Below are 16,128 nucleotides of genomic sequence, written 5' to 3' on the forward strand. Positions count from 1 at the left end.
TCCCGCAACCCGGTCCTCCCCCTCCCCTGTCCAGCTCTGCCCGACTTCGGCGGCTCAGCCCTCCAACGACCGTTGCCTCGGCCGCCGTTGCGACCAGTACAGGCCCGCCGCGCCCGCCGCGATCAGTGCCGCGCCGGCCGCGCCCAGGGACAGGACGTCTTCGCCGACCCCCGTCTTGGGCAGCGTGGCGTCGCCGCCCGGTGCCACCGGCTTGTTGTCGGTGCCGAGCAGCAACGGGGTGGCCGGGGCGTTCGGCGACGGGTTCGTCGTACCGAACGGGACCGGGCCCTGCTGCCAGAAGGTCTTCTTGCCGTCGGCGGACATCACCGGCAGACAGATCTTCCCGGCCTTGTTCAGGTCGTACGTCGCGTCGACGGCGTACGACTTCGACTTCCCCGCGGCGAGTGCGCCGACGGAGCACGTGAATCCGCTGTTCGAACCGGGCGGCAGATCCTTTTCGCCGATCGCCGAACAGCCCTGCACATTCGTGACCTTGAGGCCGTCGAAACCGACGACCAGGAGATGGAGATCGCCGCTCGCCTTGGTCCCCTCATTCCTCACCGTGGCGGTGATCGCCGTCTTTTTCGAACCGTTGTCGACCGAGATCTTTTCCGGCAGGAGCGTGGTCAGTTTCACTCCCGCCGGAGCCGCGTCCATCGCCTTTCCGCCCTTGCTGCTCCCCGGCCCCTGGTCATCCGCCGAAGCGGTGAAGGAAAGGATCATCATCGCCGAGAAAGATGCTGTGAGCAGCGAACCTGTGACGGCCGTCGCCATGGCCGTCGTACGACGAGAACTCATGTTCGTCCCCCTTGCGTTCCCCTGTGTCCCCCTGGGACTGCGCCTGAATTCGCAGTACTTGAAGAGGTACCACAAGATTTCTCCGCACTATGCTGGTACGGCATGAAGTGTGACCATTGTGTTTTGTAGGGGAACAGTTGAGGTGATCGTTGAGGGGGTGCAGCGGATTGCCGGGGAATATGGGAAACACGGGGAACATGAGGAGCGGCGGTACTCCGGGGCTATTGGTGACCGGACGCTATCGGCTGGTCGAGAGTATCGGTCAGGGGGGAATGGGGCGGGTGTGGCGAGCCGCCGACGAAATGCTCGACCGGCAGGTCGCGGTCAAGGAAATGCGCATCGACGGCCTCGGCGCGGAGGACACCCGCACCCGCCGTGAGCGCACCCTGCGCGAGGCCAGGGCCACGGCCCGCATCGACCACCCCAACGTCGTGCGCGTCTACGACGTCGTCGACGAGGGCGAACGCCTGTGGATCGTCATGGAGTTGGTCGACGGGCGCTCCCTGGAACGCATGCTGGCGGACGACGGCGCGCTCGGCCCGCGCGAGACGGCCCGCATCGGACTCGGCCTGGTGGCCGCCCTGCGCCAGGTGCACGCGGGAGGCGTCCTGCACCGCGACATCAAACCCGGCAACGTGCTGGTCGAAAGCCGCGGCCAACGGGTCGTGCTCACCGACTTCGGCATCGCCGCGATCCAGGACGCCACGGCGCTCACCGTGGTCGGCATGCTCGTCGGCTCGCCCGACTACATGGCGCCCGAGCGGATCTCCGGCCGGCCACAGGGACCGCCCTCGGACATCTGGTCCCTCGGCGCGACGCTCTGCGCGGCTCTCGGCGGGCGCTCACCGTTCTCCCGGGACACAACGCTGGCCACTTTGCACGCGGTTCTCTACGAGGAGCCCGAACTCCCGGCCGCTGCGGGCCCGTTGCGCGACATCCTCGCCGCGCTGCTGAAGAAGGAGCCTTCGGTTCGGCCGGGGTTGGAGGAGGCGGAGCGGGCTCTGGCGCCGGTGGCGTTTCCGCCGGAGGGGTCTGACGGGCCTGAGGGGCCTGAGGGACCTGAGGGACCTGAGGGGCAAGGGAGTGAGGAACTGGCGGCTGAGGAAACGGAGTTGGAGGAGGAGCCGCCACCCGGGATCTATCGGGAGTCACCGACACCGGCCTTCCTGGAACCGTCCCTCGTCCGCGCGGCACGCGATCCCCGGGTCTACGACCCCGACGCCGCCCCCAACCCCAACCCCATCGAGGACGCGATACCGACGCAGCGTCCCGCCGTAGAAGAACCGGCCTCCGCCGCCGAAGCCGCCTCCGAGTCGAGCTCCGAGGCCTCGTCCAACAACTCCTGGCGAACTGCCCCGGGCAAGGCAGGCATCTCCCTCGTCCGCGTCGAACATGAACGCGTCGAGCAGGCCGAACCCGCCGAACTCGCCCAACAGGCCGAAGCGTTGACCGAGCGAAAGCCCGCACTCAAACCGCCCGGCCCGCCCGCTCCCCGCCCGGCACCACCGCGCCTCGCCCTCGGCCCCCATCCGGCCCGCGTACCCCGCCCTGCCGCGCTGCCGCCCGGGGGTGAACTCCCGGGCCCGGCCCAGCCGTTCACCCCCGACCGCGCCCGCCGCACCCACCGCCGCCGTATCGGACTGATCGCCGCCGCGGTAGTGGTGGTCGTGGGCGCGGTCGTCGGGACGATCCTCGCGAACTCCGGCGGCTCGTCCGGTACTTCATCGGCTTCGGCCGAACCGTCCGCCTCCCCGTCCCCCACAGCCATCTCACCGTCCCCCACAACCGTCTCGCCTTCCCCCACAACCGTCTCGCCTTCCCCCACAGTCGAGGGCACCGCCCGCCCCCCGAGCCTCCCCCCGGGCACGCATCAGGAGGCGGGCGGGTTCGCGTGGGCGACGCCCACCGGGTGGCGGCGGGATCTGAAGACGGGGGCCGAGGTGCACTACACGTCCCCGGACGGCACTCAGGAACTCGTGGGCAAGTCGTCGCTCGCCCGCGGCGATCTGATGGAGACCTGGGGGGCCTCGGAGCGGAACGCCCACCAGGGGGTGGGCTACCGGAAGATCCGCCTCGACAGGACGACGTTCCGCGGCCACCCGGCGGTGGTCTGGGAGTACACGTTCACGCTCAAGGGCATCCCCTGGCACGCCCGGCTGCTGGGTTTCGACGAGGACGGGAAGTCGTACCAGATCAACACCTGGTACCAGCCGGGCGTGGAGACCCAGGCCCTGAAGACCTACGACAGGGTCAAGAACAGCTTCGTCGTGCTGTGAACGCCCTTGGTGCGACGCCCTGCTAGCCCACGGACACCGTGTCGGAATCGGAGTCCGAGTCGGAGGCCGTGTCGGCGGTCGCGACCGCGCGCCCACCTCGCACCCGTTCCTTCACCACGGAGACCGCCACCACGACCAACGCGACCAGCAGCGACAGCAGGACGGTCGTACGGCCGCTGCTCTCGCCCTCGGTGTCGGTGAGCATGTAGCCGAGCACGAACACGATCAGGGCGATCGTCGCCCAGGTCAGATACGGGTACAGCCACATCCTCACGACGAGCTTCTCGGGCGACTCGCGTTCGATGATCCGGCGCATGCGCAGCTGGGACGCGCAGATGGCCAGCCACACGAACAGGGCGACCGCGCCTGAGGAGTTGACGAGGAAGAGGAAGACCGTGTCCGGGAAGGCGTAGTTGAAGAACACGGCGACGAACCCGAAGACGACGGAGGCGATGATCGCCGCCATCGGCACGCCACGGGACGTGGTCCGGGCGAACGCCTTCGGCGCGTCCCCGCGTCCGCCGAGCGAGAAGGCCATGCGGGAGGCCGTGTAGAGGCCGGAGTTGAGGCAGGACAGCACCGAGGTCAGCACGATGAAGTTCATGATCTGGCCGGCGTGTGCGATGCCGAGGGAGTCGAGGGCGGCGACGTAGGAGCCCTGCGCCTTGATCGACGGGTCGTTCCAGGGGAGCAGGCAGACCACGATGAAGATCGAGCCGAGGTAGAAGACACCGATGCGCCAGATGATGCTGTTGGTGGACTTGGTGACCGCGCGCTGCGGGTCCTCGGACTCACCGGCGGCCAGTGTGGCGATCTCGCTGCCCATGAAGGAGAAGACGACCAGCAGGACACCGGTCAGGATCGCGCCGGGACCGTTCGGCAGGAAGCCGCCGTGGTCGGTGAGATTGCCGAGGCCCGCCTTGTCGGTGTGGGCGCCGGGGAGGACACCGAAGATCGCCAGCGCGCCGACGACGATGAACGCGCCGATCGCCACGACCTTGATCCCGGCGAACCAGAACTCGAACTCGCCGTAGGAGCCCACCGATACGAGGTTCGTGGCGGTCAGCACCACCATCACGATGAGCGCCCAGCCCCACTGCGGTACGGCCGGTATCCACCCTTCGAGGATCTTGGCGCCGGCGGTCGCCTCGACGGCGAGCACGACGACCCAGAAGAACCAGTACAGCCAGCCGATCGAGAAACCGGCCCAGCGGCCGAGCGCGCGGTCGGCGTGCGCGGAGAAGGAGCCGGACGTGGGGTTCGCGGCCGACATCTCGCCGAGCATGCGCATCACCAGCACCACGAGCGTGCCGACGAGAGCGTAGGAGAGCAGGATGCCGGGTCCCGCGGTCGCGATGCCCGAGCTGGAACCGACGAACAGACCGGCGCCGATGACGCCGCCGATCGCGATCATCGAGAGATGTCGGTTCTTGAGTCCTGCCTGAAGGCCGGAACCAGAAGTCATGGGGGGAATTCCTTTACGCCGGTTGGGATGCCGGTGGGGGGTGCCCGTACGAGCGGCGTACGAGTCGGTCCAGTGAATCGGAGGTAAAGGAATTCCTGAACCTTTGAATCCAGATCGTTACTTGAGGTTTCCTTGAGGTTGCGAGGTGTTGCCTGTATTTAACGTGGTCGGGCCCCGGAGCTGCTTCCCGGAAACAGCCGTGTCACACTCGACGCATGCGCGTGTATCTCGGCTCCGACCATGCGGGCTTCGAACTCAAGAACCACCTCGTCGAGTGGCTGAAGGAGGCGGGCCATGAGCCCGTCGACTGCGGGCCGCACATCTTCGACGCCCAGGACGACTACCCGCCCTTCTGCCTCCGCGCCGCCGCGCGCACGGCCGCCGACCCCGAGGCCCTCGGCATCGTCATCGGCGGCTCCGGCAACGGCGAGCAGATCGCGGCGAACAAGGTGAAGGGCGTGCGTGCGGCCCTCGCCTGGAGCGAGGAGACCGCGTCGCTCGGCCGGCAGCACAACAACGCGAACGTCGTGGCTGTGGGCGCGCGCATGCACTCGCAGGACGAGGCGACGAAGTTCGTCGAGACGTTCCTGGCGACGCGGTTCTCCGAGGACCCGCGGCACATTCGCCGCATCGACATGCTGACGGAGTACGAGACGACGGGCGAGCTGCCGGAGATCCCGGCGCACCACCCGAAGCAGTAGAGAGTCAGCCCTCCGGGCAGTGGGGATTCGGCCCCTCCGGAGAAATTCAGCCGCTCCGGCGTTTGAGGAGCGGGGTCCGGGGCGGAGCCCCGAGGTCTTTCGAGCGCTCACCCGTCAACTGACCGAGACGGGTGGGCGGGTGGGAAAGGAATGGGCCAGGTGCCAGAAGGGCACACGATTCACCGACTGGCACTGGACTACGGCGGTCACTTCACCGGCCGAGCAACACAAGTCACCAGTCCCCAGGGCAAGTTCAGCGACGCCGCCGCGCTGGTGAACGGTACGGAACTCACCCGCACGGAAGCCCATGGCAAGCACCTGTTCCTCGGTTTCCGGGACGCCGAGTGGATCCACATCCACCTGGGCCTGTTCGGCAAGGTGACCTTCGGCGGAGCCCCCGCACCCCCGCCCACGGACACCGTCCGCCTGCGCCTCGCGAACGACACGGCGTACGTCGATCTCCGCGGCCCCACCACCTGCGCCCTGATCACGGACACCGAGAAGCAGGCGATACACGACCGCCTCGGCCCCGACCCGCTGCGCCCGCCGAAGGACACCGACCCGGGCGCGGCGTACCGGCGCATCTCCCGCAGCCGTACGACGATCGCCGCCCTGCTGATGGACCAGAAGGTCATCGCGGGCGTCGGCAACGTCTACCGCGCCGAGGTGCTCTTCCGGCACGGCATCGACCCGTACCGCGCGGGCAAGGACCTCACGCCCGCCGAGTGGGACGCGATCTGGACCGACCTCGTCGAGCTGATGCGCGAGGGCGTCCGCAACAACCGCATCGACACCGTCCGCCCCGAACACACCCCCGAGGCGATGGGCCGCCCGCCGCGCGTCGACGACCACGGCGGCGAGATCTACGTCTACCGCCGGGCCCACCGGCCCTGCCACATCTGTGGCGGCGAGATCCGCACCGCCGACCTCGCCGCCCGCAACTTGTTCTGGTGCCCCGACTGCCAGAAGCCGTAGGCCGGTTCAGGCGGCCGTAGAGCTGTTCTAGAACCCGTGCGGCAGCCAGGGAGCGACCGTCGACCCGAACGCCAACGACGTCTCCGCCAGCGCCCCCGCCCGAAGTTCCCGCACCCGACCCGCGCCCGCGAGTGACGCCAGGGACACCCCGCCGAGATACGCGGCCCCCAACTCCCGTACGGACAGGGCGAGATCGGCCGGTTCCTCGGTGCGCTTGCAGGACGCGCCCTTCGCGTCCCCGGTGAGCCGCCAACGCCCCTCGTTCCAGGGGCAGAAGGCGTCCGCGACCTCGAACACGACGTCCACGGGCGCCTGATACGTGCGCGCCTCCAGCGCGGCCCCCAGCTCCACCAGCCGTACGTGCAGCGAGTCCACCTGCCGGATACCGCAGCGGCGGATGTCGGAGACCAGATGCTGCCAGGCGTCGTCGACGGGACGGCTGCGCGTCGCCACCTTCCGCGTCAGGTCGATGTCGAAGAGGAACCGCCACAGCGCCGCGTACGACGCCGGGTCCAGCGCCTCCAGATCACGCAGCAGGACCGTCCCCTGGGGGCCCTGGGTGTCCCACTCGGGCTTGACGAAGTACCGCGTGTAGCCGACGACTTCACCGTCCCGCTCGGCGACCACGCATCGCAGCGGCGACGACCCCTGCCGCTCGCTCTCCGGGTCCAGCAACGACAGGTTCTCCCACCCGGGCCGCCGCGCCGTCATCCCCGGCCGCCCGGCCACCAGCCGCGCGTACACCGCCTCGCACTGGTCCCGTACGGCGGCGGGTTCGGCGAAGCGCAGGCGTACGTCGTCCGTCCCGGGCGGCACCGAGAGCCGCACCCGGTCGGTGTCGATCTCGGCGGTCGTCCGCATCGTCGCGACGTCGTACCCGAACCGGCCGTAGATCGCCGGCTCGGAGGCCGTCAGCACGGCCAGCGGCTCGCCCCAGGACCGTACGTCGTCCAACTGCCGACGCATCATCGACGTCAGGATGCCCCGCCGCCGGTGGGTGGCGGCCACACTGACCATCGTGACGCCCGCGGCGGGCACCGAGGCGCCGCCGGGCACGGTGAGCCGGAAGCTGAACGCGCCCGCCGTCCCCACGCACACGTCCCCGTCCCAGACGCCGAGGGAGCGGTCCAACTCGGTGAGCCCCCGCCACAGCTCACGCTCCTCGGGCGACTCCGGGACGCCACCGAAGGCGTCGACCAGCCTGTCGTACCAGGTGTCCCACTCGTCCCGGCGCAGTACCCGCAGCTCGGTCCGTTCGGCCGGCGCACTTCTCGCATCTGTCCCCATGGACCATGCCTACCAGCGCGTTGCCGGACGAGCCAGGGAATTTCCGCTCGGCGCCACCGCGACGGCCTCCGGTGAAGTTCACTGTGAAGTTGAACCTCGCAGGGGGGACAAGTGGGACCTCCCGTGCCAAGCGGCTGGTCGGATGGATAGGGTCCCGAACTAATGGCAGCAGGACGAGAGCGGCGCGCGGAGGCCGACACGTTCACGGCCCGGTTGAGGAAGCTGGTTCACCGGGTCCGCACCGGCCTGCGCAGAAGTGCCGTCGACTACTTCCGCGGGGACGGCTCGGACTGGGTCGCGCTGGCCGGGCTGCTGATCACGATCCCGGTGATCGTGGCCATGACCCTCGCCAACGCGGTGTGGTTCTCACCGGCCGCGCTGGTCCTCCCGATCGTCGCGGGCGGCCTGCTGCTGCGGCCCGCGAGCCTGCTCGGCCTGTACGCGGCGGCGGCCACGGGCCTGATCGTGGAGTCGGTGAAGCTCGGCCCGTACACCGAGGGCGCGGCGCGGGTGACCCCGGGCGTGGTGCTCGTGGTGGCCGCGTGCGGTTTCTTCGGGCTGCTGATCGCCCAGTTCCGAAGCCGGGTGGGCGTGCCGTGGCGGCGCGGCGGCACCATGCTCTTCGACCTGCGCGAACGCATCCGGGTGCAGAGCAAGCTCCCGCAGCTGCCGCAGGGCTGGCACCGGGAGATGGCGCTGCGGCCGGCGGGCGGCCAGTCGTTCTCCGGCGACTTCGTGGTCGCGGCCCGGACGAACGGCGGCCGGACGATGGAGGTCGTCCTCACCGACGTCTCCGGCAAGGGCATGGACGCGGGCTCCCGCGCCCTGCTGCTGTCGGGCGCCTTCGGCGGCCTGCTCGGCTCGCTGCCCCCGCACGCGTTCCTCCCCGCCGCCAACGGCTACCTTCTCCGCCAGGACTGGGACGAGGGCTTCGCGACCTCGATCCACCTCGTCCTGGACCTCGACTCCGGCGACTACGAACTCTTCTCCGCCGGCCACCCGCCGGGCCTCCAGCTCAGCGCGGGCAGCGGCCGCTGGGAGGAGAAGGCGGCGGAAGGGCCACTGCTGGGTGTGTACGACGGCGCCCAGTTCGACCCTGTGAAGGGATCGCTGCGGCCCGGGGACGTGTTGATGCTGTTCACAGACGGTCTGGTGGAGACCTCCGAACGCGACATCGTCGAGGGCATCGACCGCCTCACCGGCGAGGCCGACCGCTATGTCGCCGGCGGTTTCCACGGCGCCGCCTGGCACCTGATCGAGGCGGTCGCCAAGGACGTCAACGACGACCGTGCCCTGCTGCTGGTCTGCCGCGAGGGCCCGACGGCGGCGGCACAGGCCCTGTCCCGATGACCGAACTCCTCACACCGGCCGAGGTCGAGACCCTGGCCCGCGCCGCCCACGAGGGCCAGACCGACAAGGCGGGGCGGCCGTACGCCGAGCACCTCCAGGCCGTAGCGGAGGGTGTACGCGCGCGTGGCGGGGACGCGGAGCAGATCGCGGCGGCCTGGCTGCACGACTCCGTGGAGGACGACGCACTCACCGAGCGGTGGCTGCACGAGGCCGCGCTGAGCCGTCGTACGAAGGACATCGTGCTGGCGGTCACCAAGCGGGCGGGGGAGCCCCCGGAGGCGTACGCGGAGCGTGTTCTCGCGACCCCCGGCGCGCTCCTGGTGAAGGAGGCGGACCTGGCGCACAACGCGGACCCGGCCCGTCTCGCGGTCCTCGACGAACCGACCCGGAGACGACTGACCGAGAAGTACGCACGGATGCGCGCACTTCTCGGTCTGGGTGTTCCTGACTAGGCGTCCCTGATCAGGCGTTGACCTTCTCGCGCACGGTCTGTTGCCCGTGCGGCTGCTCGAACTGCTCGCGGTCGCGGGCGAGTTCGGCCGCGTCGCGCTTGAACGCCCACTCCATGTTCGGCTCGATCGCGAAGCGGAACACCCGTCGTACGGGCGGGGTGCACAGCAGGGTGACGGCGGTGGCCGCGAGGACGGTCACCAGGGCCACGCCGTACGGCCGGTGCAGCCAGGTGTGGTCGAACAGGCCCGCGTAACCGGCACCCTTGATCAGGAAGCCGTGCAGCAGATAGCCGTACAGCGTGCCCGCGCCGAGCGCCGTGAACCACGTCCTCCGGCTCGGCACCCAGGAGTAGAAGCCGGCGGTCAGCAGCAGCGAGCAGCCGAACATCGCGAGCATCATCACCGGGCCGACCCACCAGGGCGCGCCGAACTCCTGCGCGGAGTCGTGGTGGTAGAACCAGCTCGCGTTCATCCGCGGCACCGCCCAGTAGCCGACGACCACGGCACTCACGACCACCGGCACCGCCAGGATCCGCATCTCGCGTCGGCGCACCAACTGGAAGTGCTCGGGCTTCAGGACCAGGCCGAGCACGAAGTACGGCAGGAACTGCGCCAGCCGCTGCAGATCGAAGTCGTCGGTCATGGCCGGGGTGCAGGACGCGAGCATGGCCAGGCCGAGGGCGATCGGCAGCGGGTGCCGGACCAGTTTCCAGATCGGGGTGGTCAGCCGCCAGATGAACAACGCGCAGAGGAACCAGGTCAGATACAGCGGGTCGAGGAGGGTGATCTGCTGGTGCGGGTCGTCGTTGCCGTAGCGGCTGAAGAGCGAGTACGCGATCTCGAAGATGACGTACGGCAGCGCGACACCGGTGAGGAGTCGCTTCAGCCGGGCGGGGCTCATGTCGAAACTTCGGGAGAAGTAGCCGGAGATGACGATGAACGCCGGCATGTGGAAGCTGTACACGACCATGTACAGCCCCTGAAGCACTCTGCTGTCGCCCTTCAGAGGCTCCCAGGAGTGCCCGATGGCGACCAACAGGATCGCCAGGTACTTCGCGTTGTCGAAGAACGCGTCGCGCTGTTTGGTCTGTTCGTTCTGTTTGCTCTGTTCGTTCTGGCCCGGGGGCGTGTCAGCGTGGAACATCTGAGGCACCCTAGCGTTGCCTGTGGGAATCGGTGAAACCATCGGACGCGCGTCCGGAATCTGTTCAACATGTCACGATTCATCCCGATCAAAAGGCGCAAAAGGGCACACGGGAAAGGCTTGTTCGTGTGCGTGTGCCAATAATGCGAACGAACTGCGAACGCGTATCTTCCGAACCTTTGCGACCAACGATGCGTCACCCGCCGCATACGTGGGCCGCGTTGGTGGCACGATGGTTCTGGCGGGGTGCGCGGGTTGCGTCCCCGGGCCGGGAGTGCGGACCGACCGAGGGTGTGATCAGTTGTGGCCATTTCACTGTCTGTGGTGCTGCTGTTGGCGATCATCCTGGTGGTGTTGATCCGAGGGGGATCGATCAAGGCGGGCCCAGCCATAGTCGCGATCCTCTTCGGCTTCTTCCTCGCCTCGACCGGCATGGCTCCATCCATCAACCGGTTCATAAACTCACTGGCGGAGACGATCAACTCGATCAGCTTCTGAAGTTCTGGCCGACTTCCGAGTTCTGACCGGCCGCTGAGTCCTGACCGGCTTCTGGTTCCTGGCCGGGGAAGAGACTCCGGGAACGACTCAGGGCCAGGTCGAGGAGCGATCCTCCGGCCTGGCCCTGATTTCGTATGGAGCGGGCGACGGGAATCGAACCCGCGTAGCTAGTTTGGAAGACTAGTGCTCTACCATTGAGCTACGCCCGCGCACGACGCGCCGCAGGTCAGACGACCGCGGCACAGAAGGCATCGTAGCGGTTCGGGTGCCCTCCGCGCACACCGCATTTCCCATGTCCCTTCCGGCGCCCCGGCGCTCGTGAAATGCGGCGGCCCGACTGCCTGCGGGCATGTACCCTACGTGTCGCACCAGACGGGGTGTGGCGCAGCTTGGTAGCGCGTCCGCTTTGGGAGCGGAAGGCCGTGGGTTCAAATCCCGCCACCCCGACCACCTGCCGGACCTCCGGGACCGGTACCACGTGAGTACCTCGCGAGATCGCCTTTTGGGGGGTCTCGTCGCTGCGGCTACTATGCAAGCTGCGCGCCCGTGTGTCTCTCACACTCTGAAGTCCTCCGGGCGACCAGAAACCGCCGGACCTGTCTGGGTCCGCAACCCAAGAAGTCAGCCCCCAAGGAGACCGAACCGTGAAGAGCGCCGTGGAGACCCTGAACCCGACCCGGGTTCGGCTCAGCATCGAGGTGCCCTTCGAGGAGCTCAAGGACAGCCTCGACGCGGCGTACAAGAAGATCAACCAGCAGGTCACGGTGAAGGGCTTCCGGAAGGGCAAGATCCCGGCGCGCGTCATCGACCAGCGGTTCGGCCGCGGTGCGGTCCTGGAGGAGGCGGTCAACGACGCGCTCCCGAAGTTCTACACCGAGGCGGTCAACGAGGCGGAGCTCAACCCGCTCGGCCAGCCCGAGGTCGACATCACGGAGCTGAAGGACGGCGAGACGCTGAACTTCACCGCCGAGGTCGACATCCGCCCGACCATCGAGATCCCGGACTACTCGGGCATCGAGGTCGAGGTCGACGCCGTAGAGGTCAGCGAAGAGGACATCGACGAGTCGGTCGAGCAGCTCCGCGAGCGCTTCGCGGCGACCTCCCCGGTCGAGCGCGCCGCCGCCGACGGTGACGTCGTCACCCTCGACCTGGAGGCCAAGGTCGACGGCGAGGTCCTGGAGGACGGTGTCGCCGACGGCGTCTCCTACACCATCGGTTCCGGCGAGCTGCTCGAAGGCATCGACGAGGCCGTGACGGGCCTGGAGGCCGGTGGCGAGGCCACCTTCGCCTCCGAGCTCAAGGGCGGCTCCGCGGCCGGCCAGGAGGCCCAGGTCACCGTCAAGGTCACCCAGGTCGCCGCCCGCGAACTGCCCGCGCTGGACGACGAGTTCGCACAGCTCGCCTCCGAGTTCGACACCCTGGAGGAGCTGCGCGCCGACAGCCGCAAGCGCCTCGAGAACATGAAGCAGTACGACCAGGCCACGCAGGCCCAGGAGCGCGTCCTGGAGAAGCTGCTGGAGCTCGTCGAGGTGCCCGTCCCCGAGAAGCTGCTCGAGGACGAGATCAACACCCGTAAGCACAACCTGGAGCACCACCAGCTCGGCCAGATGGGCCTCGACCTCGAGAAGTACCTCGAGATCCAGGGCAAGACGGCCGAGGAGTTCGACACCGAGACCAAGGAAGCCGCGGTCAAGGGCATCAAGACGCAGTTCGTCCTCGACGAGCTCGTCAACAAGGAGAAGCTGAACGTCAACCAGGAGGAGCTCACCGAGCACCTCATGCGGCGCGCCTCCTCCTCCGGCATGTCCCCCGACCAGTTCGCCCAGGCCGTCGTAGAGGGCGGCCAGGTCCCGCTCCTGGTCGGCGAGGTCGCCCGCGGCAAGGCCCTGGCAGTCGTAGTGGAGGCCGCCACGGTGAAGGACACCAACGGCGAGATCGTCGACCTGGACGACGAGGACGAGGTCACTGAGACGGCGGAGACCGTCGAGGAGCCCACCGAGGCGTAAACAACCGCACACGAGGGCCCTGGGGACATCGAACCCCGGGGCCCTCTTGTCATACGCCCACTGGGCGCGCCCCAAAGGGGCGCGGGGAACTGCGCGCTCAGCCCCCACCGACCCGCAGCCCCGCAACAACCTGAACCCACCACCACGCAGGGAGACCGCTCAGGCCGGCGCCCCGCATGCGCTGACAGCGAACAGTTCCCTTTGCGGGATTCTCCGGAGGGACCCGCGCGTTAGGGTCCATGAATACGAGGGCAGGGGAGTCCCCGTTGCCCCCGGCAGTACACGTGAGACGGCCCGGCGCCGTCGTAAAGACGAGCAGGTGGATACGTGACGAATCTGATGCCTACAGCCGCCGGCGAGCCCTCTATCGGTGGCCTCGGCGACCAGGTCTACAACCGGCTGCTCGGTGAGCGGATCATCTTCCTCGGCCAGGCGGTCGACGACGACATCGCCAACAAGATCACCGCACAGCTGCTGCTCCTTGCCTCCGACCCGGAGAAGGACATCTTTCTGTACATCAACAGCCCCGGTGGTTCGATCACGGCGGGCATGGCGATCTACGACACCATGCAGTACATCAAGAACGACGTGGTGACCATCGCCATGGGCATGGCGGCCTCGATGGGCCAGTTCCTGCTCAGCGCGGGCACCCCCGGCAAGCGCTTCGCGCTGCCGAACGCCGAGATCCTGATCCACCAGCCCTCGGCCGGCCTTGCCGGTTCCGCGTCGGACATCAAGATCCACGCCGAGCGGCTGCTGCACACCAAGAAGCGGATGGCGGAGCTGACCTCCTTCCACACCGGTCAGACGGTCGAGCAGGTCACCCGTGACTCGGACCGCGACCGCTGGTTCGACCCGATCGAGGCCAAGGAGTACGGCCTCATCGACGACATCATGCCCACGGCCGCCGGTATGCCGGGCGGCGGCGGCACCGGCGCCTGAGGCCCCAGGACAGCCCCCAGCCGACCGCCACAGCCCCCAGGAGAGAGACAGTGAACGACTTCCCCGGCAACGGCCTGTACGAGCACGCACGCGCCGAATACACGGCTCCCGCCGCCGAATCCCGCTATGTGATCCCGCGCTTCGTCGAGCGCACCTCGCAGGGCGTGCGTGAGTACGACCCGTACGCGAAGCTCTTCGAGGAGCGCGTGATCTTCCTCGGTGTCCAGATCGACGACGCGTCGGCCAACGACGTCATGGCGCAGCTGCTGTGCCTGGAGTCGATGGACCCCGACCGCGACATCTCGATCTACATCAACAGCCCGGGCGGCTCTTTCACGGCCCTGACTGCGATCTACGACACGATGCAGTTCGTGAAGCCGGACGTCCAGACGGTCTGCATGGGCCAGGCCGCGTCCGCCGCCGCCGTCCTGCTGGCCGCCGGTACGCCGGGCAAGCGCATGGCGCTGCCGAACGCGCGCGTGCTGATCCACCAGCCCTACAGCGAGACCGGCCGGGGCCAGGTCTCCGACCTCGAGATCGCGGCCAACGAGATCCTCCGCATGCGTGCTCAGCTGGAGGACATGCTGGCCAAGCACTCGACCACGCCGATCGACAAGATCCGCGAGGACATCGAGCGCGACAAGATCCTCACGGCCGAGGACGCCCTGGCGTACGGCCTGATCGACCAGATCATCTCCACCCGGAAGATGAACAACGCCGACGTCCACTGACCCGGACCCTGTATCGTCCACCACCCCTCGGCACGGTCCACGTGGAAGTGAACCGTGCCAAGGGGGGCCCGAACGGGGGGCCCGGCAAGGTACCGTCGGACATAAGGCAGCACCAGGAGCCGCTGGACCTAGGCGTCTCCCAGGCGAAGGGGAAGCACACCGTGGCACGCATCGGTGACGGCGGCGATCTGCTCAAGTGCTCGTTCTGCGGCAAGAGCCAGAAGCAGGTCAAGAAGCTCATCGCAGGGCCCGGTGTGTACATCTGCGACGAGTGCATCGACCTCTGCAACGAGATCATCGAGGAAGAACTCGCGGAGACGAGCGAGGTGCGCTGGGAGGAACTCCCCAAGCCCCGCGAGATCTACGAGTTCCTCGAGGGCTATGTGGTCGGGCAGGAGTCCGCCAAGAAGGCGCTCTCCGTAGCGGTGTACAACCACTACAAGCGCGTCCAGGCCGGTGAGCACGGCGGCGGTCAGAACCGCGAGGACGCCATCGAGTTGGCGAAGTCCAACATCCTCCTGCTCGGTCCCACGGGCTCGGGCAAGACCCTCCTCGCGCAGACCCTGGCCCGCATGCTGAACGTCCCGTTCGCGATCGCCGACGCGACCGCGCTCACGGAGGCGGGCTACGTCGGCGAGGACGTCGAGAACATCCTGCTGAAGCTCATCCAGGCCGCCGACTACGACGTCAAGAAGGCCGAGACGGGCATCATCTACATCGACGAGATCGACAAGGTGGCTCGAAAGAGCGAAAACCCGTCGATCACGCGGGATGTCAGCGGCGAGGGCGTCCAGCAGGCCCTGCTGAAGATCCTGGAGGGCACGACGGCCTCGGTCCCGCCGCAGGGCGGCCGTAAACACCCCCACCAGGAGTTCATCCAGATCGACACGACGAACGTCCTGTTCATCGTGGGCGGCGCCTTCTCGGGCCTGGAGAAGCTCATCGAGTCCAGGGCCGGCGCGAAGGGCATCGGCTTCGGCGCGACGATCCGCTCGAAGCGGGAGCTGCAGGCCAAGGACCAGTTCGAGGACGTCATGCCCGAGGACCTGGTCAAGTTCGGCATGATCCCCGAGTTCATCGGTCGGCTGCCCGTCATCACCTCGGTCCACAACCTGGACCGCGAGGCCCTGCTCCAGATCCTCATCGAGCCGCGCAACGCGCTCGTGAAGCAGTACGAGCGCCTCTTCGAACTCGACGGCGTGGAGCTGGACTTCGAGCGCGAGGCCCTCGAAGCCATCGCCGACCAGGCCATCCTCCGCCAGACCGGCGCCCGCGGCCTGCGGGCCATCATGGAGGAAGTCCTCCAGGGCGTCATGTACGAGGTCCCGTCCCGCAAGGACGTGGCCCGCGTCGTCATCACGGCGGACGTCGTCCTGTCGAACGTCAACCCGACCCTGATCCCGCGCGACGCCCGCGGTCGGGGCCCCGGGGAGCAGAAGACGGCGTAGCCGCTTTCTTCCGTACGGCACGAAGGGCGCCCCGGCAGTCAACAGACCGGGCGCC

General features: G+C 68.3%; 14 protein-coding genes and 2 tRNA genes. 11 read left to right on the forward strand and 5 right to left on the reverse strand.

The window, feature by feature from the left end:
• Nucleotides 1-54 precede the first annotated feature (54 nt).
• A complete protein-coding gene (locus ACFWP5_RS39155; RefSeq protein ID WP_384168144.1) occupies nt 55-798 on the reverse strand; it encodes an LPXTG cell wall anchor domain-containing protein in 744 nt (247 codons plus the stop codon).
• 281 nt (nt 799-1,079) lie between these two features.
• On the opposite strand from ACFWP5_RS39155, the gene ACFWP5_RS39160 reads away from it, so the two are divergent.
• Entirely contained in the window at nt 1,080-3,074 is a 1,995-nt protein-coding gene (locus ACFWP5_RS39160; protein WP_384168173.1) for a serine/threonine-protein kinase, read from the forward strand.
• Between the two features lie 22 nt (nt 3,075-3,096).
• Here the strand turns inward: ACFWP5_RS39160 and ACFWP5_RS39165 are convergent, their stop codons facing one another.
• Entirely contained in the window at nt 3,097-4,539 is a 1,443-nt protein-coding gene (locus ACFWP5_RS39165; protein ID WP_384168147.1) for an amino acid permease, read from the reverse strand.
• A gap of 215 nt (nt 4,540-4,754) precedes the next feature.
• Between ACFWP5_RS39165 and ACFWP5_RS39170 the strand changes: the two genes are divergently transcribed.
• Complete coding sequence (locus tag ACFWP5_RS39170; protein ID WP_384168150.1) at nt 4,755-5,240, forward strand: ribose-5-phosphate isomerase; 486 nt, start codon at nt 4,755-4,757, stop codon at nt 5,238-5,240.
• Nucleotides 5,241-5,399: 159 nt separating this feature from the next.
• Entirely contained in the window at nt 5,400-6,215 is an 816-nt protein-coding gene (locus ACFWP5_RS39175; protein WP_384168153.1) for an Fpg/Nei family DNA glycosylase, read from the forward strand.
• 27 nt (nt 6,216-6,242) lie between these two features.
• Here ACFWP5_RS39175 and ACFWP5_RS39180 read toward each other — a convergent pair whose 3' ends face one another.
• A complete protein-coding gene (locus ACFWP5_RS39180) occupies nt 6,243-7,502 on the reverse strand; it encodes a GNAT family N-acetyltransferase (RefSeq protein WP_384168155.1) in 1,260 nt (419 codons plus the stop codon).
• A 162-nt stretch (nt 7,503-7,664) separates the two neighbouring features.
• On the opposite strand from ACFWP5_RS39180, the gene ACFWP5_RS39185 reads away from it, so the two are divergent.
• The gene (locus ACFWP5_RS39185) at nt 7,665-8,852 is read left to right on the forward strand and encodes a PP2C family protein-serine/threonine phosphatase (RefSeq protein WP_384168158.1); all 1,188 of its coding nucleotides are present in this window, start codon (nt 7,665-7,667) and stop codon (nt 8,850-8,852) included.
• On the forward strand, nt 8,849-9,304 hold the full coding sequence (locus ACFWP5_RS39190) for an HD domain-containing protein (RefSeq protein WP_384168160.1): 456 nt from the start codon (nt 8,849-8,851) through the stop codon (nt 9,302-9,304). Before ACFWP5_RS39185 ends, ACFWP5_RS39190 begins: the two co-directional genes overlap by 4 nt.
• Before the next feature lie 10 nt (nt 9,305-9,314).
• Here ACFWP5_RS39190 and ACFWP5_RS39195 read toward each other — a convergent pair whose 3' ends face one another.
• On the reverse strand, nt 9,315-10,448 hold the full coding sequence (locus tag ACFWP5_RS39195; protein ID WP_384168163.1) for an acyltransferase family protein: 1,134 nt from the start codon (nt 10,446-10,448) through the stop codon (nt 9,315-9,317).
• 303 nt (nt 10,449-10,751) lie between these two features.
• On the opposite strand from ACFWP5_RS39195, the gene ACFWP5_RS39200 reads away from it, so the two are divergent.
• Nucleotides 10,752-10,946 (forward strand): hypothetical protein, encoded by a 195-nt coding sequence (locus ACFWP5_RS39200; protein WP_026151384.1) that lies wholly within the window; start codon nt 10,752-10,754, stop codon nt 10,944-10,946.
• A gap of 135 nt (nt 10,947-11,081) precedes the next feature.
• On the opposite strand, the gene ACFWP5_RS39205 is transcribed toward ACFWP5_RS39200, so the two are convergent.
• Nucleotides 11,082-11,155, reverse strand: a tRNA-Gly gene (locus ACFWP5_RS39205).
• A gap of 164 nt (nt 11,156-11,319) precedes the next feature.
• On the opposite strand from ACFWP5_RS39205, the gene ACFWP5_RS39210 reads away from it, so the two are divergent.
• From ACFWP5_RS39210 to clpX, 5 genes are all read left to right on the forward strand, one after another.
• Nucleotides 11,320-11,396: transfer RNA gene (locus ACFWP5_RS39210), tRNA-Pro, on the forward strand.
• 194 nt (nt 11,397-11,590) lie between these two features.
• On the forward strand, nt 11,591-12,952 hold the full coding sequence (gene tig / locus ACFWP5_RS39215; protein ID WP_384168167.1) for a trigger factor: 1,362 nt from the start codon (nt 11,591-11,593) through the stop codon (nt 12,950-12,952).
• 339 nt (nt 12,953-13,291) lie between these two features.
• A complete protein-coding gene (locus tag ACFWP5_RS39220; protein WP_329265356.1) occupies nt 13,292-13,894 on the forward strand; it encodes an ATP-dependent Clp protease proteolytic subunit in 603 nt (200 codons plus the stop codon).
• A 50-nt stretch (nt 13,895-13,944) separates the two neighbouring features.
• Nucleotides 13,945-14,625: an ATP-dependent Clp protease proteolytic subunit gene (locus tag ACFWP5_RS39225; RefSeq protein WP_384168170.1), complete on the forward strand. Its 681-nt coding sequence runs from the start codon at nt 13,945-13,947 to the stop codon at nt 14,623-14,625.
• A 161-nt stretch (nt 14,626-14,786) separates the two neighbouring features.
• Nucleotides 14,787-16,073: an ATP-dependent Clp protease ATP-binding subunit ClpX gene (clpX, locus tag ACFWP5_RS39230; RefSeq protein WP_328683355.1), complete on the forward strand. Its 1,287-nt coding sequence runs from the start codon at nt 14,787-14,789 to the stop codon at nt 16,071-16,073.
• Nucleotides 16,074-16,128 lie beyond the last annotated feature (55 nt).

It is taken from the genome of Streptomyces sp. NPDC058469 (genome assembly GCF_042721125.1).
In the GTDB taxonomy this organism is placed as follows: Bacteria; Actinomycetota; Actinomycetes; order Streptomycetales; family Streptomycetaceae; genus Streptomyces.

What these genes read in the sequence shown, in the direction of transcription:
- ACFWP5_RS39185 (WP_384168158.1), top strand. Translation starts at nt 7,665, where the DNA reads ATGGCAGCAGGACGAGAGCGGCGCGCGGAGGCCGACACGTTCACGGCC.
- ACFWP5_RS39190 (WP_384168160.1), top strand. Translation starts at nt 8,849, where the DNA reads ATGACCGAACTCCTCACACCGGCCGAGGTCGAGACCCTGGCCCGCGCC.
- ACFWP5_RS39195 (WP_384168163.1), bottom strand. Translation starts at nt 10,448, where the DNA reads ATGTTCCACGCTGACACGCCCCCGGGCCAGAACGAACAGAGCAAACAG.
- ACFWP5_RS39220 (WP_329265356.1), top strand. Translation starts at nt 13,292, where the DNA reads ATGCCTACAGCCGCCGGCGAGCCCTCTATCGGTGGCCTCGGCGACCAG.
- ACFWP5_RS39165 (WP_384168147.1), bottom strand. Translation starts at nt 4,539, where the DNA reads ATGACTTCTGGTTCCGGCCTTCAGGCAGGACTCAAGAACCGACATCTC.
- ACFWP5_RS39180 (WP_384168155.1), bottom strand. Translation starts at nt 7,502, where the DNA reads ATGGGGACAGATGCGAGAAGTGCGCCGGCCGAACGGACCGAGCTGCGG.
- ACFWP5_RS39170 (WP_384168150.1), top strand. Translation starts at nt 4,755, where the DNA reads ATGCGCGTGTATCTCGGCTCCGACCATGCGGGCTTCGAACTCAAGAAC.
- ACFWP5_RS39155 (WP_384168144.1), bottom strand. Translation starts at nt 798, where the DNA reads ATGAGTTCTCGTCGTACGACGGCCATGGCGACGGCCGTCACAGGTTCG.